Source organism: Streptomyces sp. NPDC020965 (assembly GCF_044333555.1).
Lineage (GTDB): Bacteria > Actinomycetota > Actinomycetes > Streptomycetales > Streptomycetaceae > Streptomyces.
Window position 1 is genome coordinate 324466 of the sequence record NZ_JBIRRE010000007.1, and the last position, 24312, is coordinate 348777.

The window sequence follows — 24312 nt, forward strand, 5'->3', positions numbered from 1 at the left end:
CGCCTGGTCCGCGTACGTGTTCTGGTGTGTTAGGTCCCGGACAGGGCCTAGGTGTTCGGGCTTTCTCCGTGTGGTTCGCCGGCCAGCAGGGCCGCCTCCGCGGCCAGTTCGTCGTCCGGCAGTGCGTCGATCTCGGCCCGGATGGCGGCCTCCACGGCCGCGGCCAGCTCGGCGACGGACGGGCCCTCGAAGACGACCCGCACCGGGAGCTCCAGGTCGAATTCCCGTTGCAGCGCGCTGACCAGTCGGATGGCCAGCAGGGAGTTGCCGCCGAGGGCGAAGAAGCTGGTGTCCGCGCCGACACTCCCCGGCGCGCGGTCCAGCAGTTCGCCCCAGAGTTCGGCGATCCGCTCCTCCACCGGGCCGTGTGGCGCGGTCTCCGGCGCGCCGGTCCTGGTGACGGCCGCGGGGTCGGGCAGTGCCGCGCGGTCCAGCTTTCCGTTGCGGTTCAGCGGGAACGCGTCGAGTGCCACGAAGACGCCCGGTACGAGCGCCTGGGGCAGGGACCGCCGGCAGTGCCGGGCCAGCTCGGCGGCGGTGGGATCGGCGGGGGTGGGGTCGGTGGGCGTCGGCACCTGGCGGGTGCCGTCGGCCGGCTCGGTGCCGGGCAGGTAGTAGGCGACCAGGGTGCGGCCGCCGGAGGCCAGCTCACGGGCGATCACCACGGCGTCGCGCACCGAGGGGTGGCCGGTCAGCGCGGCCTCGATCTCGCCCGGCTCGATCCGGACACCGTTCACCTTGACCTGGCTGTCCACCCGTCCGACGAACTCCAGCACCCCGTCGGCGCGCCGCCGGACCAGATCGCCCGTCCGGTACAGCCGCGCCCCCGGCGGTCCGTACGGGTCGGGGACGAACCGCTCCGCCGTCAGCTCGGGCCGTCCCGCGTAGCCGCGCGCCAGCCCCGCACCGCCCACCAGCAGTTCGCCCGGCACCCCCGGCGGCGCGAGCCGGCCCGCGTGGTCGAGCACCCGGGTCCACAGCCGGGGCAGCGGGCGGCCGATCGGGACCGGTCCCGCCGTGGGCCCGGTCCCGACAGCGTACGCCGTGACGTCGATGGCGCATTCGGTGGGTCCGTAGGTGTTCCAGACCTGGACGTCGACGCGTTCGCGGAGCGCGGCGGCCAGTTCGGCGGTGAGCGGTTCACCGGCGAGCCACACCTGCCGCAGCGCGGGCAGTTCCGGCCACTCCGGCAGCTCCAGCAGGGTCCGCAGCACCGAGGGGACCAGTTGCAGGACCGTCGCCGCGCCGTCCCCGGCCGCGCGCAGCAGGGCGGCGGGGTCCAGTTCGGTGTCCGGCGCGGCCATGACCACCGTGCCCCCGGCCGCGAGCGGGGCGAAGAGTTCGAGCACCGCCGCGTCGAACCCGAACCGTGTCTTGTGCAGGATCCGGTCGGTCGGGCCGATGCCCTGTCCGGACACCGACCAGGCGACCCGGTTGGCGATGGCGCCGTGCCCCACCACCACGCCCTTGGGCCGGCCCGTCGAGCCGGAGGTGAACATCACATAGGCGGCGTCGGCGGCGGTCAGGGGCACCGGCGGCGTCGTGGCCGGGCGGGCCGCGACGGCTCCGGCGTCGGCGACGATGTCCACCGTGGCCATGCCGGGCAGATCGGCCCCGATCAGTCCGCCGGCGGTCAGCACGGCCGCCACGCCCGCGTCGAGGCACTGGGCGATCAGGCGTTTCGGCGGATGGGTGGCGTCGAGCGGCAGGAAGGCCGCGCCGGCCCGCCAGGCGGCGACCACGCCGACCAGCAGGTCGAGTCCCCGGGGCAGTGCCACGCCCAGTACATCGCCGGGGCCGATCCCGCCCGCCCGCAGATGGTTGGCGAGCCGGCCGGACCGGTCGAGGAGTTCGCCGTAGCTCAGGCTCCGCCCGTCCGGCCCCACCTCGGTCGCGGCCACCGCGTCGGGTGTCGCGGCGGCCCGTTCGGCGATGAGTGTGGGCAGGATCGGTGGGGCCGACCGCTCCGGCTCGCGCGCCGTCAGGGCGGCGCGTTCGCGCGGGGCGAGGAGTTCCAGCTCCGACACCGGGCTGCCGGGGTCTCGGGCGCCGCGCAGCAGTTGGACGAAGTGCCCGGTCATGGCCCGTACGGTGTCGGCGTGGAACAGCGCGGTCGCGTATTCGACCGTGCCGACGTACGAACCGTCCGGTTCGGCGCGCAGGGTCCAGGTCTGGTCGAATTTGGCGGCCTGCCACAGTCCGGCGAACCGCTGGTCCAGCTCGACGGCGGGCCCCGCCGCGCCGGGGGTGTCGTCCGAGGGGGCGCCGACGTCGGCCACGTCGAAGAGGACGGAGACCAGGGGGGTGCGGGAGAGGTCCCGCTCCGGGCTCAGCTCGTCGACGAGCCGTTCGAAGGGGAGATAGGGGTGGGCGAAGGCGTCCAGGGCGCCCGCGCGGACCCGGTCGAGCAGTTCGCCCACCGTGGGTTCGCCGGAGAGGTCGTTCCGCAGCACGAGGGTGTTGACGAAGAAGCCGACCAGATCGTCCAGTTCGGGCCGGGCCCGCCCGGCGACCGGTGCGCCGACCGCGATGTCCCGCTGTCCGCTGTACCGGCCGAGCAGCACGGTGAACAGCGCGAGCAGCGACATGAACTCGCTGGCCCCGCGCTCACGGCCGGCCGCCACCAGCGGACCGGCCGCGTCGGCCGGGATCCGGAAGCCGACGACGGCCCCGCTGGCGTCCCGTACCGGGGGGCGCGGCCGGTCGGTCGGCAGCGCCAGATAGGGCATCCCGGCGAGCCGCTCCCGCCAGAAGTCCAGCTCCCCCTCGATGCGCTCGCCGGAGAGCCAGTCGTTCTGCCAGGCGGCGAAGTCGGCGTACTGCACGGCCAGTTCGGGCAGTGCGGGCCGGTCGCCGTCGACCCGGGCGCGGTACAGCTCCGTCAGGTCCCGCCGCAGCACCGGCACCGAGAGGCCGTCGGCCGCGATGTGGTGCAGCAGCAGCATCAGGACGTCGTCGTGTCCCGGCTCGGCCGCGCGGAGCAGCAGCGCCCGCCAGGACGTTCCGTCGGCGAGTCGGAAACCCTGCCGGATCCGGTCGCCGAGGGTCTCGATCACCGTCTCCAGCGGGCCGTCGGCCACTTCCAGTACGCCGCCGCCCACCGGGGAGACGATCTGCCGCGGTTCACCGTCGTGCCGTGTGTAGTGGGTGCGCAGGATCTCGTGGCGGGCGGCCAGATCGGTCAGCGCGGCGCGGAGCGCGGGGAGTTCGGCCCGGCCCCGGAGGGGGATCGCCACCGGCAGGACGTACTCCGGCGAGTGCGGGTTGAGCTGGTCGAGGAACCACAGCCGGCGCTGTCCGGAGGAGAGCGGCAGTCCTGGTCCGTCGCCCGGCTGGCGGGCGGCGGGCCGGATCGGTGGCGGGGCGTCCGTCGCCGATCCGCCGGCGGAGATCAGCGCGGCCTGGTCGGCGAGGCGGAGTGAGCCGAAGAGGGAGTGCACGGCGATGGGGACACCGGCGCGGTCGGTGAGGCCGGCCGCGAGCCGGGCGAGCAGCAGTGAGTGGCCGCCGAGCGCGAAGAAGTCGTCATCGGCGCCGATCCGGTCCCGGTCGAGCAGCTCCGACCAGACCTCGGCCACCAGCCGTTCGGCGGCGGTCCGGGGGGCGATGTGAGTGGGTCCGGAGAGATGGCGGTCGTCGGCGGCGGGCAGCGCGGACCGGTCGACCTTGCCGTTCTCGCCGAGCGGCAGTTCGGTGTGCGGGACGAAGACGGCGGGGATCATCGCCGTCGGCAGCAGGGCGGCCAGCCAGCTCCGCAGTTCCGCGGTGCCGGGCGCGCGGCCGGGCCCGGCCACCACATGGGCGACCAGCCGCCGTTCGCCCCGGCGGCCGGGCTCGGCGAGGGTGTACGCGGCCGTGATCTCCGGGTGGCGCAGCAGCGCCGTGTTGATCTCGGCGGGTTCGATCCGTACGCCGTTGACCTTGATCTGGTCGTCGGCCCGGCCGGCGAAGTGGAGCACGCCCTCCCGGTCGCGGCGGACCAGGTCGCCGGTGCGGTAGACCCGTGAGCCGGGTGGTCCGTACGGGTCGGGGACGAATCGTTCGGCGGTCAGATCGGGCCGTCCGGCGTAGCCACGGGCCACGCCGGGGCCGCCGACCAGCAGTTCGCCGGGGACGGTGTCCGGGACGAGTTCGCCGTCGGGGCCGACGAGGGTGATCCGGGTGTGGTCGATCGGTTCGCCGATGGGCACGGTCCCGGTGCGCTGCCGGGCGTCGAACCGGTGGGCGGTGACGTCGATCGAGCACTCGGTGGGGCCGTAGGTGTTCCAGATCTCCGGAGACCCGGTCTCGCGCACGCGTGCGCAGAGCTCCGCGTCGAGGGGCTCGCCGGCCGAGAACAGCAGCCGCAGGGCGACGCACTCCACCCAGCCCGGCTGTTCCAGGAGCAGCCGCAGCACCGAGGGGACCACCTGGAGCACGGTGACGTCCTCGTCGGCCACGGCGCGGACGAGGGCCGCGGGGTCCCGTTCCACTCCGGGTGGGGCGAGGACGACGGTGCCGCCGACGACGAGGGGCGCGAAGACCTCCCAGCCGGCGGCGTCGAAGCCGATCCGGGTCTTCTGGAGGACCCGGTCGTGTTCGGTCAGTTTGTGGGTGCGGACGGTCCACCACACCCGGTTGGCGATTCCGGCGTTGGTGATCACCACGCCCTTGGGTGTGCCGGTGGAGCCCGAGGTGAACAGCACATAGGCGGCGCCGTCCCGGTGGCTCGGCGGCCCCGGCTGTCCGGAGCGCGCGGTGCCGTCGTGGGCGGGCTCGGTGCCGTCCTGGCCCGGTGATGTGCCGTCCTGGGCGAGCACCAGGGGGGCGGCCACACCGAGCGCGGTGAGGCGGGCCTCCCGGCCAGGATCGGTGATCACCAGCTCCGCCCCGGCGTCGGCCAGGGTGGCGGCCCACCGGGCGGGCGGGTGCTCCGGGTCGAGGGGTAGATAGGCGGCGCCCGCCCGCCAGATCGCGAGCAGTCCGACCACCAGCGGCAGCCCGCGTTCCAGACAGACTCCGACCACGTGTTCCGGTCCCGCGCCCCGGGCGCGCAGCCGGTCGGCGAGGCGTCCCGCCAGCTCGTCCAGCTCGCGGTAGGTGAGGGTCGTGTCGCCCGCGCTGACCGCCACCGCGTCCGGTCGGGCCCGTACCCGCTCGGCGATGGCGTCGGCGAGCAGCGGCGGTTCGGCCGCCGCGTCGGCGGGGTCGGTCACGGGCACGGTCCGGTCCGTCACGGGCGCGGCCCGGTCGGTCGTGAGCGCGGCCTGTTCCGCGGGGGTCAGGGCCCCGATCCGGGCGATCGGGGTGTCCGGCTCCCGCCCGAGCAGGTCCAGCAGGTTCAGGTAGTGCCGGCCGAGCTGCTCCACCGTCGCGGCGTCGAACAGCGTCGTCGCGTACTCCAGCATCAGATTGTGCGTGCCGTCGGCGCGCTCCACCACATGCACGGTCAGATCGAGCTGGGAGACGTCCTGCGAGATGGGCAGGTCGACCGCGTCGCCGGAGAGCCGCAGCATGTTGAAGCCGAGCTGCACCAGCGGCGGTTCGCTCCGGCTGACCCCGCGCGGGGTCTGCCGGACGAGCTGTTCGAAGGGCACGGTCTGGTGGGCGAAGGTGCCGGCGGCCGCGGTGCGCACCCGGTCGGCGAGCTGCCGGAAGGTCGGTGTGCCGGTCATCCGTACCCGGACCGGGACCAGGTTCACGAACATGCCGACGAGCTTCTGTAGCTCCGGCTCGCCCCGCCCGGCCAGATAGGTCCCCACCAGGATGTCCCGACGGTGGGTGTACCTGCCGATGAGCACCCCGAGCGCAGCGAGGTGCAGTACGTACGGGGTGACGCCCTCGGCCTTGCTCAGCGCCCGCAGCCGGGCCGTGGTCTCCTCGGGGATGTCGAGCTGGAGGGTGCGTCCCGACAGGTCGGGCAGCGGGGGTCGGGGCCGGTCGGTGGGTAACTCCAGCGAGGTCGGCACACCGGCCAGCTCCGTCCGCCAGAAGGCGAGTGACGCGTCCAGCTCGCCGGCCTCCATGCCGTCCCGCTGCCAGGCGGCGAAGTCCCGGTAGGAGACGGGTAGTTCGGGTTGTCCCCGGCCGGCCAGCTCCAGGCCGATGAGGTTCAGCGAGGTGGCGTCCGCGATCAGATGGTGGGTGGCGAACAGCAGCAACGACGAGTCGGGGCCGAGCCAGATGACCTCGGCCCGCCAGAGCGGGGCGGTGTCCAGTCGGTACGGCCGGCGCGCGACCTCCTCGGCGTGCGCGACGGCCGCCGCGTACGGGTCGGGCGCGTCGGAGAGGTCGGTGACCGGGATCCGCACCTCGATGTCGTCGGGGTCGTGGACCACGATCAGCGGCTCCCCGTCGACCACGTCGACGGACATCCGCAGACAGTCGTGGCGGACCATGACGTCGCGCAGGTTCAGCTCCATCGGCTCGGCCTCCACCCGGAGCGGCAGCGTGGCCACCATCACCAGGTGGAAGACGGGCATGTCCGGTGCGAGCTGCGCGGTGAGCCAGACCCGTTCCTGCGCGTAGGAGAGCCGGACCCGGCGGTCGGGGTCGGCGGCCGGCACCCGCCGGGTGACGGGTGCCGCCTTGCCCGCGAGCAGTCGGGCCAGCAGTTCGCGCTTGGTGTCGGACAGTTCGCGTCCGCTCATCGACCCACTCCGCTCAGTTCGTCGGCCGCGGCGCGCAGTTCGGCGCTCACCGAGGCGGTGATGGAGAGTCGGTCCTGCTCGAAGAAGCCGTGGTCCCCGGGGAAAAGCCGCAGCGAGAAGGCCCGGGTGGTCTCCTCGCGCCAGCCGAGCAGGGTGGGCACGGTCGTGCTCGGGTCGCCGGTCGCGCCGAACACGCTGACGGGCAGGTCGAGCGGCCGGTCGGCGAGGTACTCGCCGGTCTCGTAGACCTCGTAGTCGGCGCGCACGCTCTGTTCGAACATGTCGAAGAGCCCGGGGGTGTTCAGGATGGCGTCCGGGATGATGCCGAGGGCGGCGAGGTGCTCGATGAGTCCGTCCTTCTCCAGTCCGTGCACTCCGCTGTCGCGGAGCACCGTGGCGGGTGAGGGGCAGGCGCAGGCGAAGAGCGCGGCCGGCGGTCTGCGTCCGCTGTCGCGCAGATAGCGGGCGAGTTCGAACGCGGTCAGCGCGCCGGAGCAGTAGCCGAGGAGCCCGTAGGGCACGTCGAGCAGTTCGTCCAGCGCGTCACCGAGCAGGCTGACCAGCTCGCCCATCTTCCGCACCGGGGGTTCCCGCAGCCGGCTCTCCCGTCCCGGCAGCCGGACGACGCAGAGGTCGATATCTGCCGGCAGGTCCTGGGCGAAGCCGCGGAAGGTGGCGGCGCCACCGCCCGCGTGGGCGAAGCAGATCAGTCGTAGCTGTCCACGGCTCGCCGGCCGCAGCCGGGCTATCCAGGGGTTCGCCGAGGCCGACATCAGGCCCTCCAAGTGGTTGTCCGGACACGGCCCGTGTCCTGTCGGTCGTTCCGCGTCTCACACATCGGCCCTCCATCGGGTGCCTCGTTCCGTGGGCAGCAGTCGGCTCAGCAGGTGCACGGTCGGGTTCTCGAACACGGTCCGGACGCCGAGGCTGGTGCCGAGCGACTGGGCGATCCGGTCCACCAGTTGCATGGCGAGCAGGCTGTGCCCGCCAAGGTCGAAGAAGTCCTCGTGCACGCCGACGGTGTCCACGCCGAGCAGTTCGGCCCAGATCGCCCGCATCGCCCGCTCCGGTCCGGTCGCGTCCTCCGCCTGGGGGGCGGTGGTACGGGGCCGGGGCGCCGGTAGGGCGGCCCGGTCGACCTTGCCGCTGGTGTTCAGGGGCAGTTCGTCCAGCGGGACGAGGACGGCCGGCACCAGGTACCGGGGCAGGGTGCGGGTCAGTTCGGCCCGCAGGGCCCGGTCGTCCCAGGGTGTGCCCGGTTCGGGTACGACATGGGCGATCAGCTCCATGGCGCCGTCGGGGGCCCCGGGTCCGCGCCGACCGGTCACCACGGCCTGCCGGACGCCCGGCAGCTCCTCCAGCGCGCGCTCGGTCTCGGCCGGTTCGACCCGTATCCCGCGGATCTTCAGTTGCAGGTCAGCCCGGCCCGCCAGTTCGATCTGGCCGTCGGCGCGGCGCACGGCCCGGTCGCCGGACCGGTAGACCCGGCCGCCGGCCGGGTCGAAGGGGTCGGGCACGAACCGTTCGGCGGTCAGGTCGGGTCTGCCGAGATAGCCCCGGGCGACTCCGGCGCCCGCCAGATAGAGGTCGCCGGTGACACCGACCGGCACCGGGCGCAGCTCGCGGTCGAGGAGGTAGGCGGTGATCCGGCTGATCGGGTCGCCGACCGGGACCGGCCGGCCGGCGACGGGTTCGCCGTCGGCGCGCTGGCAGAGGGCGTCCCACACCTCCGACGAACCGTACAGATTGCGCAGTTCACGGCCGGGCAGCCGGTCGGCGAAGCTGCGCGCCAGGGTCGGCGGCAGTTCCTCGCCCGAGCTGACCCACCGGGTGAGCGCGGGGAGCTTGGCGGCGAGGTCGGGGACCTCCAGCAGGGCTTGCAGCAGGGACGGCACCACCAGCAGCCGGGTCACCCGGTGGGCGGCGAGCAGTTCGGTCAGCAGGCGGGGGTCCGTGCCCGCTTCGGGCGGGGCGATCACCGTCGGCACGCCGTGGAGCAGCCCGCCGAGGAGTTCCCAGAGCCCGTCCACGAATCCGATCGGGCCCTTCTGGCAGAGCACGTCCTCCGACCGGAAGGGCCAGGTGTCGGCCATCCAGTCGATCCGGTTGAGCAGCGAACGCCCGGTGATCGCGACGCCCTTCGGCAGGCCCGTGGAGCCGGAGGTGTAGATCACGGCGGCGAGGGCGTCGATATCGGCGCCCTCGTCCGCCGTGGTGCCGGCCCGCTCCGGCCCCGGCCACTCCCCCGCCGCGTCGGCACGATCCGGTGCGGGCCGCTTCCCCGCGGCGTCGGCACGATCCGGTGCAGGCCACTCCCCCGCCACGTCGCCACGATCCGGTCCCGGCCACTCCCCCGTGGCGTCGCCACGATCCGGTCCCGGCCACTCCCCCATGGCGTCCAGTACCAGATGGTCCACCGCGGCCGGCAGCAGCTCCGCGCCCGCCGGGTCGGTCAGCACCAGCCGGGTGCCCGAGTCGGCGATGAGGTGCGCGATCCGGGACGCCGGGGCCTCCGGGTCCAGTGGGAGGTAGGCGCCGCCGGCCCGCCAGACGGCGAGCGCGGCGACCGGCAGGCCGAGTCCCCGGGGCAGGCGGACGCCCACCGGTGTCTCCGGGCCGACGCCCGCCGCGCGCAGCGTCGCGGCCAGCGCCCCCGACCGGCGCTCCAGTTCGGCGTAGGTGACGCTCTCGCCGTCCGCGACGAAGGCAACGGCGTCGGGGGTACGGGCCGCCTGGCGCAGGAACCGGGCGCCCGGGCCGCCGTCCGCGTACGGCTCGGCGCGGTCGCCCGGCGCCGTGATCAGCGCATGGTGTTCGACCGGGGTGAGGACGGTGTGCCGGCCGACCGGACGGTCCGGATCGGCCAGCGCCTGCGCCAGCACCCGACGTACGTGGTCGGCGAAGCGGGCCGCGGTCCGGTCGGTGAAGACATCGGTCGCGTACTCGACGTATCCGTCCAGCCCGCCGTCGTCGCCGGGCCATACGTGCAGCGAGAGGTCGAAGGTCGCCGACGCGCTGTCCGACGGGAGGGACTCCACCCGGAGGTCGCCCAGCGCACCGGGTCCGCCGCCGTCGGCGGGCACGTTCTGCATCACCAGCGCGACCTGGACGTACGGGGTCTCGCCCGCCCTGCGGTTCGGCGCCAGCTCCTCCACCACCCGGTCGAACGGCACGTCCTGGTGGGCGAAGGCGTCCAGCGACACCGAGCGGCAGCGTGCCACCAGTTCGCGGAAGGTCGGATCGCCGGAGAGGTCGACGCGCAGCGCCAGGGTGTTGACGAAGAAGCCGACCAGGTCCTCCAGCTCCGGTACGGCCCGGTTGGCCGCGTACGTCCCGACCACGACGTCGTCGGTCTCGCCGTAGCGGCCGAGGACCACGCCGACCGCCGCCAGCAGTCCCATGAACGGGGTCGCGCCCAGCCGGGCGCAGAGCGCGGCCAGTTCCGCCCCCGGCGCCGCCGGGACGGACACCTCGTGGCGGGCGCCGGCACCGGAGCGCCCGGGCCCGGCCGGGACGAAGTCGGCGGGCAGCCGGGTGATCTCCGGTGCGCCGGCCAGTTGGTCCCGCCAGAAGTCCAGTTGCCGGGTGAGGACGGGTCCGGTGAGCCCGTCGCGCTCCCAGACCGCGTAGTCGCCGTACTGGAGCGCCAGCGGTGGCGGCCCGCCGCGCTCGCCACCGGCGCGGACCGCCTCGTACAGCGCGGCGAGATCCCGCAGCAGCACGGAGGCGGACCAGCCGTCGAAGACGATGTGGTGGACGGTGATCAGCAGGATGTGCTCGGTGGCGGAGACCTTCAGCAGTTCGGCGCGGAAGACCGCGTCGGTCGCCAGGTCGAACCGGCGTGCCGCGGCCGTCGCGATCCGCGCCCCGACCTCGGCGGCGCGCCGGTCCCCCGGCAGCTTCCCCAGGTCGGTCAGCGGGCACGGGACCGCGCCGGCCGGATCGATGATCTGAACGGGCTCCCCCGCCACGCCGGTGAACCGGGTGCGCAGCACCTCGTGCCGGGCCACCACGCCGTCGACGGCCCGCCGCAGCGCGGGCACGTCCAGCGGGCCGAGCAGCCGCAGCGGCCAGACGATCGTGTAGTCGACGCTGTCCGGGTCGAGCTGGTGCGCGAACCACAGCCTGCGCTGGCCGAGGGAGGCGGGCAGCGGGTCGGGGCGGCGGCCGGGCAGCGGACCGGGGCGCGCGGCCCCGGTGTTCCCGCTCTCCAGGGCGGCGGCCAGGGCGGCGACCGTCGGCCCCGCGAACAGGGTGGCCAGCGGCAGGTCGCGGTCGATGTCACGGCGGAGCCGGGCGAGCAGCCGGCTCGCCAGCAGGGAGTGCCCGCCGAGGTCGAAGAAGTCGTCGTGCACCCCGATCCGGTCCAGGCCGAGCACCTCGCGCCAGACGGCGGCCACGGACTCCTCGACCGGGGTCCGGGCGGGCACATAACCGGTGTCCAGCTCCGGCCGGGCGCCCGCCGGGTCGGGCAGCGCGGCCCGGTCGACCTTGCCGTTGGGGTTGAGCGGCAGCGACGCGAGGACGACGAGGCGCGCGGGCACCATGTAGTCGGGCAGCGAACGCCGGCAGTGCTCGCGCAGTTCGGCGGGGTGCGGCGGGCCGTCCGGCAGCGCCTCGACATAGCCGACCAGGGTCTGTTCGGCCCGGTCGTCCGCGAAGGCGACCACGACGGCCTCGCCGACGGCGGGGTGCCGCCGCAGCACCTGTTCGATCTCGCCCAGCTCCACCCGGAAACCGCGGACCTTCACCTGGTGGTCGGTGCGGCCGAGGAACTCCAGCAGCCCGTCCGACCGGCGCCGGACGAGGTCGCCGGTGCGGTACAGCCGGGTGCCGCCGGTGCCGTACGGGTTGGGCAGGAACCGTTCGGCGGTCAGCTCCGGGCGGCCGAGGTAGCCGCGGGCGAGGCAGTCCCCGCCGATGTACAGCTCGCCGGGGACGCCCGGGGGCAGTAGCTGGAACCGGTCGTCCAGCACGAAGAGTTCGGTGTCCGGGATGGGCGCCCCGATGGGGACGCGGGCCTCGACGGGGTCACCGGGGCGCATCGGGTGCGTACTGGCGAAGATCGCGGCCTCGGTCGGTCCGTAGCCGTTGACCAGGACGGCGCGATCGTCCAGCAGGCCGAGGGCGCGTTCGACATGGCTGGTGGAGAGTTGGTCGCCACCGGCGATGAGGGTGCGCAGTCCGGCGAGACCGGCGCCCGCCGTGTCCACGACGGCGTGGAACAGCGCGGCCGTCAGCCAGCCGACGGTCACCCCCTGCTCGGGGAGGAACGCGCCGACGGCCTCCGGCATCGCCTTGCCGGGCAGCACCGCCAGCCGGCAGCCGTTGGTCAGCGCGCCGAACACCTCCAGCACGGAGACGTCGAACGACAGGGCGAGGGCGTGCAGCATCACGTCCCGCTCGGTCAGTCGGACGAAGCGCGGGTCGCGGACCCGGGTGACGGCGGCGCGGTGGCTCACCGCGACACCCTTCGGCCGCCCGGTCGAACCCGAGGTGTAGATGACGTACGCCAGATTCTCCGGCCGCACCCCGGAGGGCGGTACGGGGACCGACGGCGCGGCCGGTACCTCGTCCAGCGGGACCGCGCGGAATCCGCCGGACGGCAGCCGGTCGAGCAGCTCCGACTCCACCACGACGGTGTCGGCACCGGAGTCGGCGAGTACGTAGGCGAGCCGGTCGGCCGGGTTGTCCGGCTCCAGCGGCAGATAGGCGGCCCCGGCCTTGAGCACGCCGAGCAGGGCGACCACGGACCGGACCGAGCGCCGGACGCACACCCCGACGAGCCGTTCGACACCGACGCCGGACGCCCGCAGCCGGGCGGCGAGCCCGTCCGCCGCCCGGTCCAGCTCCGCGTAGGTGAGGGATTCGTCGCCGCAGCTCACGGCGGTGGCGTCGGGGGTACGGGCGGCCTGCGCCGCGACCAGTGTGTGCAGGAGGTCGGCGGGCGAGGGGGCGGGGCCGGCTCCGCCGTCGGCCGGTGCCGTGCGCCGCTCGTCCTCGGTGAGCAGCGCATAGGCGTCGACCGGCCGGTCCGGGTCGGCGACGGCCTGTTCCAGTACGTGTCGGACGTGCCCGGCGAAGCGGGCGGCGGTGTCCGCGCCGAACACGTCGGTGGCGTACTCCACGAATCCGTCGAGCCCGCCGTCGTCCCCGGGCCAGAGGTGCATCGAGAGGTCGAAGGTCGCGGTGCGGGTCTCGACGGGGAGCGACTCCACGGCCAGCGCGCCGAGCGCCGATCCGTCGTCGGGGCCGTTCTGTGTCACCAGCGCCACCCGCGCGTACGGGGTCACGCCCCGGGCCCGGCGGGGCGCCAACTCCTCGACGACCCGGTCGAACGGCAGGTCCTGGTGGGCGAAGGCACCCAGCGCCGCCGTGCGGCAGCGGGCCAGCAGCTCCCGGAAGCCGGGACCGCCGGAGAGGTCGATCCGCAGCGGCAGGGTGTTCACGAAGAAGCCGACCAGGTCCTCCAACTCCGGCTGGGTCCGGTTGGCCGACAGGGTGGCCACCACGACGTCATCGGTGGCCCCGTAGCGGCCGAGGACGAGGCCAACGGCCGCGAGCACGCCCATGAACGGGGTCGCGCGCTCCGCCGCGCACAGCTCCGCCAGCGCTCCGGCCACGGCGGCCGGGACGGCGACGGCGCGGCGGGCGCCCGCGCCGGAGCGGCCTTCGGGGCCGGGGGCGAAGTCCACGGGGAGGTCGGTGGTGACCGGGGCCCCGGTCAGCTGGTCGCGCCAGAAGTCGAGGAGGTCGGTGAGGTGCTCGCCGGAGAGCAGCTCCCGCTCCCAGGCGGCGTAGTCGCCGTACTGCACCGGCAGCGGTTCGAGCGCGGCACCCTCATCACCTTGCCGCACCGACAGCGGACCGGCCGCGGCACCCTCACCGCCCCCGTACCCCACCGCCGACGGACCGGCCGCGGTGCCGTCGCCGCCTGCGGTCAGGTCCTCGTACAGCGCGGAGAGATCGCGTAGCAGGACCGACCAGGACCAGCCGTCGAAGACGGCGTGGTGTGCGGCGAGGACGAGCACGTGACGCCGCTCGTCCTCGCGCAGCAGCTCGGCCAGGAACAGCGGGCCGGCCGCCAGGTCGAAGGGGGTCGTGCCCGCGCTCCGGACGCGGTCGCGCACGCGCGCGCCGCGCGCGTCACCGGTGAGCCCGGTCAGATCGGTGAGCGGGCAGGGGACGGCACCGGCTGGGTCGACGACCTGCACCGGCTCGCCGTCCACCCCGACGAGCCGGGTCCGCAGCACCTCGTGCCGCGCGACGAGCGCTGTCAGCGCGGTGCGCAGCGCGGCCGGGTCCAGCGGCCCGGTCAGCCGCAGCGGCCACACCACGGTGTAGTCGGTGCGTCCCGGCCGGAGCTGGTCCTCGAACCACAGCCTGCGCTGGGCGGCCGAGGCCGGATAGATCCGGGTACCGCTGGCGGCGAGCCGCTCGGCCAGCAACTCCCGTCTGCCCGCGCCGGACTCCCCGGCCGGCTCATCCTGCCCCTGGTGCCTCACGGTCATCCCCGTCCCCGTCCCGTACGCCCATCGGATTCCGCGCCGGGAACGCCCAGCACCGCCGCGACATCGGCCGCGGACATCGCCCCGGTCAGTCCGGCCGCCGCACCCGCGTCCAGGCGTCCCACCGGCACCAGCGCGGGCCGCGCCGGGCCCGCCGTCCGGACCCGGTCGAGCGCCGCCGCGAACTCGGTCAGCACCGGCCGCTCGAACAGCAGGGAGAGCCGGACCCGGCCGCCGAAGTCGCGGCGCAGCCTGCTGATGACCTGGGTGGCCAGCAGTGAATGCCCGCCGAGCGCGAAGAAGTCGTCGTGCCGGCCCACTCCGGGCGCGCCCAGCACCTCCCGCCAGACCGCGGCGACCGCGCGTTCGGTGCGGCCCACCGGTGCCGCGTCCGGGGGCACGGCGGGGCGTTCCGGCGGCGCGGGCAGTGCGGCCGTGTCGATCTTCTGGTGTGCGGTCAGCGGGATCTCCAGCAGCGCCACGAAGGCCGATGGCACCAGATGGGCGGGGACGACGGCACCCACGCCGGCCCGGAGCGCGGCATCGCCGGGGAGATCGGCGCCGGGGGCGGCGACGAGATAGGCGACCAGGCTCGTCCGGTCGGCGCGCGGCACGACCACCGCGTCGGCGATCTCCGGGAGGCCGAGCAGCGCCGCCTGGACCTCGCCGGGCTCCACCCGGTAGCCGCGGATCTTGACCTGGTGGTCGGTGCGGCCACGGAACTCCAACTCGCCGTCGGCACCGAGCCGGACGAGGTCACCGGTGCGGTAGAGGCGCTCCCCCGCCGCGTACGGATGGGGCACGAACGACACGGCGGTACGGGCCGGGTCGCCGAGGTAGCCGCGGGCGAGTCCGGCGCCGCCGATGTGCAACTCCCCGACCGCGCCGGGCGGCACCGGCTCCATCCGGTCATCGAGCACCAGGCAGGAGGTGCCGGGCAGCGGCTCGCCGAGGGGGATCCGGCCCGTCGCCGGCGGCAGCCCCCGGCGGCCCGCCAGGGTGGCGATGGTGGCCACGATCGTCGTCTCCGTCGGCCCGTACACATTGGTGAGCAGCATTCCGGGCACGGCGGCCCGCCAGCGCGCGACGGGGGCGGCGCCGGGCGCCTCGCCGCCGATCGCCATGGCCCGCAGCGCGGCGGGCGGTCCCGAACCGGTGGTGATCTGGGCGGCGAGCTGGTGGAACCAGGCGGTGGGCAGATGGGTCACGGTGACGCCGAGCCGCCCGCACTCGGTGAAGAAGTCGGCCGGGGTCTCCAGCATCCGTTCGGTGCGCGGCACCAGCGCGGCACCGGCGGCGAGCGCGGGGAAGATCTCCTCGGCGCTCACGTCGAAGGTCAGCTCGGTGAACATCAGCACCCGGTCGTCGCCGGTGAGCCGGTAGGTGTCCAGGTCGGCGGCGACGTAGTTGTCGAGCCCGCCCCGGGTGACCATGACCCCCTTCGGGGTGCCGGTGGAGCCGGAGGTGAAGAGGGTGTACGCGAGTTCGCCGGGGAGCGAGGGGTACCAGGGCACCGGTTCGCCGGCCGTGTCCGGGGCCGGGAGCGGGGGCAGGGTGATCGCGGTCGTGGACCCGGGCACCGGAGTGCCGGTGCCGTCGGTCAGGACCGCCGCGGGCCGGGCCGCCGCGAGGATCGTGCCGGTGCGGGCCGGGGGCTGCGCCGGGTCCAGCGGCAGATGGCTCGCGCCCACCCTGAGCACGCCGAGGATCGCGGCGACCGCGGCGGCCGAGCGCGGGAGGAGGAGGCCGACCACATCGCCCGGCCGGACCCCGGCCCCGGTCAGCGCGGACGCGACGGCCCCGGACCACTGGTCCAGTTGGCGGTAGCTGATCGCCGATCCGTCGGCGCCGATGATCGCGGGCGCCGTGCCCCGGTGCCGCAGCCGGTCCGCGATCAGCCCGGTCACCGAGGGCGCCGCCGCCCCGCCGGTGCGGTCGCGCGCGGCGATGAGGGCCGCCCGCTGCGCGGTGCCGAGCAGGGGCGCGTCACGGACCGGCCGGTGCGGTGCGGCGATGAGGGCGGCCAGCAGGGTGCGGTAGCTCTCCAGGAGACCGGCCACGGTGTCCCGGTCGAACAGGTCGGTGGCGTACTCGGCGACCAGCCGGGCCCCGCCGGCGTCGGTCTCGACCGAGAACGAGAGGTCGAAGAGCGAGATGTCCCGGTCCCGCACCCGGAGCGGCTCGGACCGTACGCCCGGCAGCCGGAGCCGGTCCGCGCCGCCGGGCTGTACGTCGAACATGACCTGGAAGAGCGGGTTGTGGCTGTGCGCGCGGGCCGGGTCCACCCGGCGCACGAGCTGCGCGAAGGGCAGGTCGGCATGGGTCTGGGCGTCGGCGACGAGGGTGCGCACGGTGTCGAGGAGTTCGGCGAACGACTCGGTGCCCCGGACCGGGACGCGCAGGGCGAGGGTGTTGGTGAAGAGGCCGATCAGCCGCTCCAGTTCGATCCGGTTCCGTCCGGCGTCGACGGTGCCGATCACCAGGTCGCCGGAGCCGGTCAGCCGGTGCAGCAGCACCGCGAACGCCGCGAACAGGGTGCTGAACCGGGTGCACCGGTGGCGGCGGGAGACCGCGTCCACGGCGGCCTCGGTCGCGGGCGGCAGCGGTAGTTCGACGAGGCCGCCGCGGAAACTCCGGGCGGCGGGACGGGGCCGGTCGGTGGGGAGTTCGAGGAGGGCGGGGGCGTCGGCGAGCCGCTCCGCCCAGTAGCCGGCCTGGTCGTCCCAGGCGCCGGAGGCGAGGGATTCGGCCTGCCAGTCGCCGAAGTCGGCGTACTGGAGCGGCAGCGGCTCCAGCCGGGGCGCCCGGTCATCGGCCCCGGCCGCGTACGCCTCGGTGAGTTCGCCGAAGAGGACCCCAGCCGACCAGCCGTCGAAGACGGTGTGGTGGAGCGTCAGCAGGAACGCGTGGTCGGTGGGCGAGAACGACACCAGTTCGGCGCGGAGCAGCGGGCCTGCCGCCAGGTCGAAGGCGGTCCTGGCGTGCCCGGCGGCCAGTCGCAGGGCCTCCGCCGCCCGGTCCGCCGGCGCCACACCGGTGCAGTCGGTGCGGTGCAGCGGCACGTCGAGGCGTGCGGCGATGACCTGCCGGGGTTCACCGGCGACGGATCGGAAGGTGGTCCGCAGCACCTCGTGCCGGGCGACCACCGTGTCGAGCGCGGTGCGCAGCGTGTCCGCCGAGACCTCCCCGTACCAGCGGAAGGCGAAGTGGACGTTGTAGAGCGCCACGTCGTCGGCGAGCTGTTCCAGCAGCAGCAGCCGCCGCTGTTCGGCGGAGGCTGCGGCCACGGTCACCGGCTGCTCGGTACTCATCCGGCGGTCTCCTCCTGGTCGAACCGGTCGAACCCGAGCGGGTCCGCCGACTCCCTGCTGCGGGCGGTGAGCGCGACGGCTGGACCGTCGGCCCCGCGGCGGCCCGCGCGGCGGACCACGCCCTCCACGGTGGCCTCGGTGATCAGGTCGCGGACGGTGAGGGTGAGGTCGAGGTCGGCGCGGAGCCGGGCGATGAGCCGGACGGCCGCCAGGGAGTGCCCGCCGAGGTCGAAGAAGTCGTCCAGCGGGCCGACCCGTTCGACGCCGAGCACCTGCTGCCAGATCGCGGCGACCGCGCGCTCCTCGGGCGTCCGCGGGGGTGTGTGGGCGCGGCCGTTCGCCGGTGCCTCCGCTGACGGCGCGGGCAGCGCGCCCCGGTCGACCTTGCCGCTGACCGTACGGGGCAGGGCAGCAAGCACGACGAGGGCGGCGGGGATCAGATAGCCGGGGAGCCGCTCCCGGAGCCACTCCCTGACCTCGGCCGGGGTCGGCGCGGGTGCGGCGGGCGCCGGCGCGCAGTAGCCGATCAGCCGGGTCCCGTCGGCGCCGGGTTCGGCCACCACCACGGCCTCGGCGACGGCGGGGTGGTCGCGCAGCGCCTGTTCGATCTCGGCGGGCTCCACCCGGAAGCCACGGACCTTCACCTGGTGGTCGCGGCGGCCCAGGAACTCGATGACGCCGTCGGGCCGGTGGCGGCCGAGGTCGCCGGTGGCGTAGAGCCGGCCGCCGGGGTGGTCCGGATCGGGGTCCGGTACGAAACGGGTGGCGGTACGGGCCGGGTCCGCGTGGTAGCCACGGGCCAGCCCGGTCCCGCCGAGGTACAGCTCCCCGACCACACCCGGTGCGGCGGGCCGGCCCGCCGCGTCGAGCACCGTCGCCCGTACGCCGGGCAGCGGACCGCCGATCGGGAGCACTCCGGGTTCGTCGCCGGCCGGCTGGTGGAAGGTGTTGCCGACGGTCGCCTCGGTCACTCCGTACACATTGAGGATGCGGGTGCCGGGCCCGGCGGCGGCCCGGAACCGCAGGTAGTCGGCGCCGCTCCACGCCTCGCCGCCCACGGCGAACAGCCGGGCCGGCGGCAGTGACTGTCCGGTCCGCTCGGCGTGGTCCACCAGCAGGCGCAGCACCGAGGGCAGGAACTCCGCGTACGCCACCCGTTCGTCGCGCAGCAGGGCGAGCAGGCGGTCCGGTTCGAGCAGGGTCTCGGTGGGGCAGAGCACCAGCCTGCCGCCGGAGAGCAGCGCGCGGAAGACGTCGCCGGTGCAGACGTCGAACGCGACGGAGGCCAGTTGCAGATGGGCGGCGGGCTCGGCGTCGAGTCCGTAGGTCCGCTCCCAGGCCCGGTACTTGTCGACGAGCGCCCCGTGCGGGATGCCGACGCCCTTGGGCCGCCCGGTCGAGCCCGAGGTGTAGATGAGGTAGGCGAGTTCGGCGGGGTCGGGGCGCACTCCGGGGTCGGTGGTGTCCGCCCCGGCGACGTCGGGCGAGTCCAGCCGCAGCGCGGGGAGGCCGAATCCGGCGCCGGCCGCCGATGCGGTCAGCACCAGTTGGGGCCGGGCGTCGGCGAGCACGTCCGCGGTGCGGGCGGCCGGGCCGGTGACGTCGAGCGGCAGATAGGCGGCGCCCGCCTTCAGCACGCCCACCATCGCCACCACCAGCTCCACCGACCGGGGCAGGTGGAGGGCGACCACATCGCCCCGGCCGACGCCGCGCGCGGCGAGGGCGTGGGCCACCTGGTTGGAGCCGAGGTCCAGCTCCCGGTAGTCGAGCCGGTCGCCGGAGGGTACGGACACCGCGGTCGCGGTGGGGTGCGCGGCGACGACCCCGGCGAGGAGTTCGGGCACGGTCGCGGGGGCGCCCATGGCGGGCTCCCGGCGTGCGGGCGGCAGCGGACGGCCCGCGGGCAGTTCGGCGATCGGCCCGGCGGGACCGGCGACGGCGGCGGCCAGCAGTTCGGTGTACGCGTCGGCGAGCCTGCCGACGGTCTCCGCCGCGAACAGGTCGGAGCGGTACTCCCAGATCAGGGTGATGCGCCGGTCCCGCTCCGCCCGGTCCACCCCGAGCTGCCGCTCGGCGCGCGGCACCACGAGCACCGAGAGGTCGACCTTGGCGGTGTTGTTGTTCCGTTCGAGGTAGCTGCCGGCGACGGGGCCGAGGCTCAGTTCGGACAGGGGCGAGTCGTCGAAGTTGAGCATCGCCTGGAACACCGGGTTGCGGCCCGGGGAGCGCGGCGGGTCGAGCTCCCTGATCAGCTCGACGAACGGCAGCTCCTGGTTGGCCTGTGCGTCGAGCACGACCTGGCGGGTCCGCTCGACCAGGTCGGCGAAGCTCGGCGCGGGCCCGGCGGGGCTCCGGACCGAGCAGCGCAGCACCACCGGGTTGACGAACATGCCGATGACGTCGGCGGTGCCGGGCACGCCCCGGTTGCCGAACGCGGATCCGACGCAGACCTCGTCCTGGCCGCTGTAGTGGTGGAGCAGGGCGGCGTAGCCGGCGAGCATCGTGATGAAGAGGGTCACTCCGCTGTCGGCGCTGAACGCGCGGAGCCGTTCGCAGAGTTCGGCGGGGAGTTCCATCCGGTGCACGGCGCCGGTGGTGTCGTCCCGCTCGGTGCGCTGCCCGTCGTAGGGCAGTTCGAGGAGCTGGGGCGCGCCGTCGAGCCGGTCCTTCCAGAAGTCGAGCTGGGCCCGCATCGCGGGGCCAGCCAGGACCTCCCGCTGCCAGCGGGCGAAGTCCTGGTAGCGGACGGCCGGCTCGGCGGTGGCCGGCTCGCCGCCCTCGGCGAGGGTGGTGTAGATCCGGCTCAGCTCGCTCATCAGCAGGGCGAACGACCAGCCGTCGTGGACGAGATGGTGTTCGACCAGGACGAGTTCATAGGTCTGTTCGGCGAGGCGCAGCGCGGTCCAGCGGATCAGCGGCAGCCGGCCGATGTCGAAGCGGACGCCGATGTCGGCGCGGATGAACTCCGCCGCAGCGGCCTCCGGGTCGGTCTCGGCGCGCAGGTCCACCACCGGGACCCGTACGGGGTAGGGCTCGTGGACCACCTGGGTGGGCTCGCCGGCCCGGAGTTCGACGGTGGTGCGCAGGATTTCATGGTCGCGCACGATCTCGGAGAGCGCGCGCTCCAGCAGGGTGAGGTCGAGTGGGCCGTGCAGCCGCAGGGTGGTCGGCGCGTTGTAGGCGCTGCTGTCCGGGGAGAACTGTTCCGCCAGCCAGACCTGCCGCTGGGTCAGCGAGAGGGGTGCCGTGTCGGCGGGGCCACCGCGGACGACGGGGGGCAGTACGGCGGTGCCCGCGGTCTGGCCGAGGGTCTCGCTCAGCCCCAGCGGGGTGGGGGCCGCGAACAGCGCGCGCAGGGGCAGTTCGGCGGCGAGTTCCGCGCGGATGTCGGCGAGGGCGCGGGCGGCGAGCAGTGAGGTACCGCCGAGGGCGAAGAAGTCGTCGTGGATGCCGACCTCGGGCACGTTCAGTACGCGGGACCACACGGCGCACAGGCGGCGCTGCACATCGTCGCGGGGCCGCTCGTACGGTTTGCCGCCGCTCGACCGGTCGGCGCCGATCGTGGGCAGTGCCGACCGGTCGACCTTGCCGCTGGCGGTGACCGGGAGCCGGTCGAGCCAGGCCAGCGCGGTGGGTGTCATCCACTGCGGCAGCCGCTGGCCGAGCCACTCCCTGATGGCGGTGGCGGGCAGCCGGGAGCCGGCCTCGGCGGAGACGAGGTGGGCGACGAGACGGTCGCCGTCGGCGACGACCGCGGCCTGCCCGATGGCCGGGTGGCCGGCGAGCACGGCCTCGACCTCGCCCGGTTCGATCCGGAAGCCGCGGACCTTGAGCTGGTCGTCCACCCGGCCGACGAAGGTGAGTTCGCCGTCGGGCGCCTCGGTCATCCGGTCGCCGGTCCGGTACATCCGGGCGCCCGGGGCGCCGAACGGGTCGGGTACGAAGCGTTCGGCGGTGAGGCCGGGGCGGTCGAGATAGCCGCGCGCCAGCGCCGTGCCGCCGATGTACAGCTCACCGGGCTCGCCGGTGCGGACCGGGGTCAACTCGCCGTCCAGGACGCGCAGGGTGCGCGGTCCGACGACCGTACCGACGGGCACCGATGCGGCCCCCGGGGAGCCGGCGGCCGTGCTTCCCCCGGCGCCGGAGGCGGTGGCGTGCGGGGCCGCGGCAGTCACACCTGCGGCGGTGTCCGGCGCCGGGGCAGCCGCGGCAGCCGGGGCCGCGACCGCCGCACCTGCGGCCTCCGCACTCGCGACCGTTGCACCTGCGGCCATCGCATCCAGGGCCGCCGCCGTGGCCGCGACCGCCGCACCCGCCGCCGTACCTGCGGCCGTGTCCGGGACCGCCGCAGCCGCGGCAGTCGAGGCCGGGGCCGTCAGGTCCGGGATCACCACACCTGCGGGCGTCGTAGCTGTGCCCGCCGCACCCGCCACCGCACCCGCGGCCGTATCCAGGGCCGCCGCAGCCGAGGCAGTCGAGTCCGGGGCCACCACACCTGCGGGCGTCGTAGCTGTGCCCGCCGCACCCGCCACCACACCTGCGGCCGTGTCCGGGACCGCCGCAGCCGCGGCAGTCGCAGCCGCGGCAGTCGCAGCCGCGGCAGTCGGGGCCGCGGACACCGCGCCTGCGGCCTCCAGGTCCGCGACCGCCGTCGTCGTCGTCTCGAAGACGCCCGTCGACGCGGTCATCACCGCCTCCGTCGGCCCGTACGCGTTGATCACCCGCGGGCCCCGGCCGGCCGAGGCGAACGCGGCCCGCCAGCGGTTCAGCGCGCCGGCCGGGAACGCCTCCCCGCCGACGAGCACGGTGTGCACCCGGCTGAAGATCGCGGGCAGGTTCCAGGAATCCGCCGCCCCGACCAGCTCGCCGAAGAGCGCGGTCGGCAGGTCCGCCACGGTGACGAGCCCCTGGCGCAGCTCCGCGCAGACCTCGGCGGGCCCCCACGGCTCGTCCCCGCGCAGCACCACCATCGCCCCGGTCGACAGCGCCACGAACAGTTGCTCCACCGCGACGTCGAAGGACTCCCCCGCCATCTGGAGCACCCCGTCGCCGAAGCCGGTGCCGATCCGGTCGGCCATGGCGAGCACATGGGCGACGGCCGCGCGGTGCTCCACCACGACGCCCTTCGGCGTACCGGTGGAGCCCGAGGTGTAGATGACGTACGCGGCACGGGACGGATCGGGCTCCGGCAACGGCGGCCCCACCTCCGCCGTGGCGTCCGCGCCGCCCCCGGCGGCGTCGACCGTCACCACCGGGCAGCGCAGTTCCGGCAGTCCCGCCCGGAGCGCCTCCACGGTGACCACCGCGACCGCACCGGCGTCCTCGGTGAGACCCGCCAGCCGGGCGGCCGGCAGATCGCGCGGCAGCGCCAGATAGGCCGCGCCCGCCTTGAGCACACCGAGGACGGCCACCACGAGCGGGAAGTCCCGCCCGGTGTGCACCCCGACGACGTCATCGGGCCCGACGCCCGCCGCGACCAGCCCGCGGGCCAGCCGGGTCGCGGCGGTGTCCAGCTCGGAGTAGGTCATCCAGCGGCGGCCCCGGCGCACGGCGGGGGCGTCCGGGACGAGCCCGGCCTGCCGCTCCACCAGCGCCGACAGGGTGCCGGGCGGGCCCAGAGGATCAACAGCCACAGTCATCTCCGTTCGGGGCCGAAGCCGTCGTCGGGTCGGCCTGCCAGCGCCTCGGCCGTGCGCAGCAGCAGCGCGGAGTCCTTGTGGGCGTTGGCCATCGGGGTGATGACGACCTCCGTCACACCCGCCTCGTGGTAGCGGGCGACCCCGGCCCGTACCTGCTCCTCGTCGCCGACCACGCTGACGGCGTCGAGGAGTCGGTCACCGATGCGCCTGCCGCTCACCTGGTCGGCGAATCCACTCACCTCGTGCATCCGCCGGTAGTTCGGCATCCGGGTGTACGCGGACAGGTAGTCCCGCACTCCCTCCCGGTCGGCGTCGACATCGTCGGAGACCATGCCGGGGACCATCACCGCGACCGGGAAGTCATCGGGGTCCCGGCCCGCCTGGAGCAGCCCGGCGCGGAGGTTCGGCAGCGCCACCTCCCGGATGTACTCCGGGGTGCACATCCACAGCAGCAGGCCGTCGGCGTGTTCCCCGGCCAGCCGGCACATCTTCGGCCCGAAGGTGCCGAGGTAGATCGGCTGGCCCACCCGGCGCGGCGAGCTGTAGACGCCATGCGCCCGGAACCACTCGCCGTCGACGTTGACCTCACCGTCGTTGAGCAGCCCGCGCACCGCGCCGAGGTACTCCCGCATCTCCCTCACCGCGGGGCCCGGTGCCCGGCCGAGGCTCCACTCGGCGGTCATCCGGTGCCCCGTGCCCACCGCCAGCGTGAACCGGCCGCCGGACAGCTCGTCGATGGTCGCGGCGGTCTGCGCCATCATCACCGGTGGGCGGCTGTAGTACGGGAGCACACCGGCGGCGAGCTGTACCCGCTCGGTCGAGACGGCCATGGCCGCGAGCACGCTCGCGGTGTCCCGGATGGTCGGCAACTGCACCAGCCACACCGAGTCGACCCCGGCCTTCTCCACCATCCGGGCGCGCTCCAGGAGCTCGGCCACCGGGATGTTGACGCCCTCCAGGACGATTCCGTACCTCTTCACCGCGCTGCGCTCACTGACCATGGCTGTTAGGCGTCCATCCGCTCGCGGAGGCTCTTGGGACGCATGTCCGTCCAGACCTCCTTGATGTACTGCAGGCAGGTGTCCTTGCTGCCGGCCGCGCCCACCTCGTGCCAGCCGGCGGGGATATCACGTCCCTTGGGCCAGATCGAGTACTGCTCCTCGTCGTTGATCACCACGGTGTACTCGCGGTCGTCGTCATCGTCGAACATGCGCTGATCTCCTCT

7 protein-coding genes are annotated in these 24312 nt (G+C 74.7%); all 7 read right to left on the bottom strand.

Features of this window, described 5'->3' with window-relative positions:
• Window positions 1-47 precede the first annotated feature (47 nt).
• Genes ACH4S7_RS22780 through ACH4S7_RS22810 form a run of 7 tightly spaced genes read right to left on the bottom strand, consistent with a single transcriptional unit; the run spans window position 48 to window position 24297 of the window.
• Window positions 48-6629 carry an amino acid adenylation domain-containing protein gene (locus ACH4S7_RS22780; RefSeq protein ID WP_398523063.1) on the bottom strand — a complete coding sequence of 2194 codons (6582 nt, stop codon included), beginning with the start codon at window positions 6627-6629 and terminating at the stop codon, window positions 48-50.
• Window positions 6626-7402, bottom strand: coding sequence for a thioesterase II family protein (locus tag ACH4S7_RS22785; protein ID WP_398523064.1), 777 nt, complete (start codon window positions 7400-7402; stop codon window positions 6626-6628). The genes ACH4S7_RS22780 and ACH4S7_RS22785 overlap by 4 nt, the downstream gene beginning before the upstream one ends.
• A 57-nt stretch (window positions 7403-7459) precedes the next feature.
• The gene (locus tag ACH4S7_RS22790) at window positions 7460-14140 is read right to left on the bottom strand and encodes an amino acid adenylation domain-containing protein (protein ID WP_398523065.1); all 6681 of its coding nucleotides are present in this window, start codon (window positions 14138-14140) and stop codon (window positions 7460-7462) included.
• Window positions 14137-17448: an amino acid adenylation domain-containing protein gene (locus ACH4S7_RS22795; RefSeq protein ID WP_398523066.1), complete on the bottom strand. Its 3312-nt coding sequence runs from the start codon at window positions 17446-17448 to the stop codon at window positions 14137-14139. The genes ACH4S7_RS22790 and ACH4S7_RS22795 overlap by 4 nt, the downstream gene beginning before the upstream one ends.
• Entirely contained in the window at window positions 17445-23081 is a 5637-nt protein-coding gene (locus tag ACH4S7_RS22800) for an amino acid adenylation domain-containing protein (protein WP_398523067.1), read from the bottom strand. Before ACH4S7_RS22800 ends, ACH4S7_RS22795 begins: the two co-directional genes overlap by 4 nt.
• Before the next feature lie 2 nt (window positions 23082-23083).
• Window positions 23084-24088, bottom strand: coding sequence for an LLM class flavin-dependent oxidoreductase (locus ACH4S7_RS22805; protein WP_398523069.1), 1005 nt, complete (start codon window positions 24086-24088; stop codon window positions 23084-23086).
• 5 nt (window positions 24089-24093) lie between these two features.
• On the bottom strand, window positions 24094-24297 hold the full coding sequence (locus tag ACH4S7_RS22810; protein WP_398523070.1) for an MbtH family protein: 204 nt from the start codon (window positions 24295-24297) through the stop codon (window positions 24094-24096).
• Between the last annotated feature and the right edge of the window lie 15 nt (window positions 24298-24312).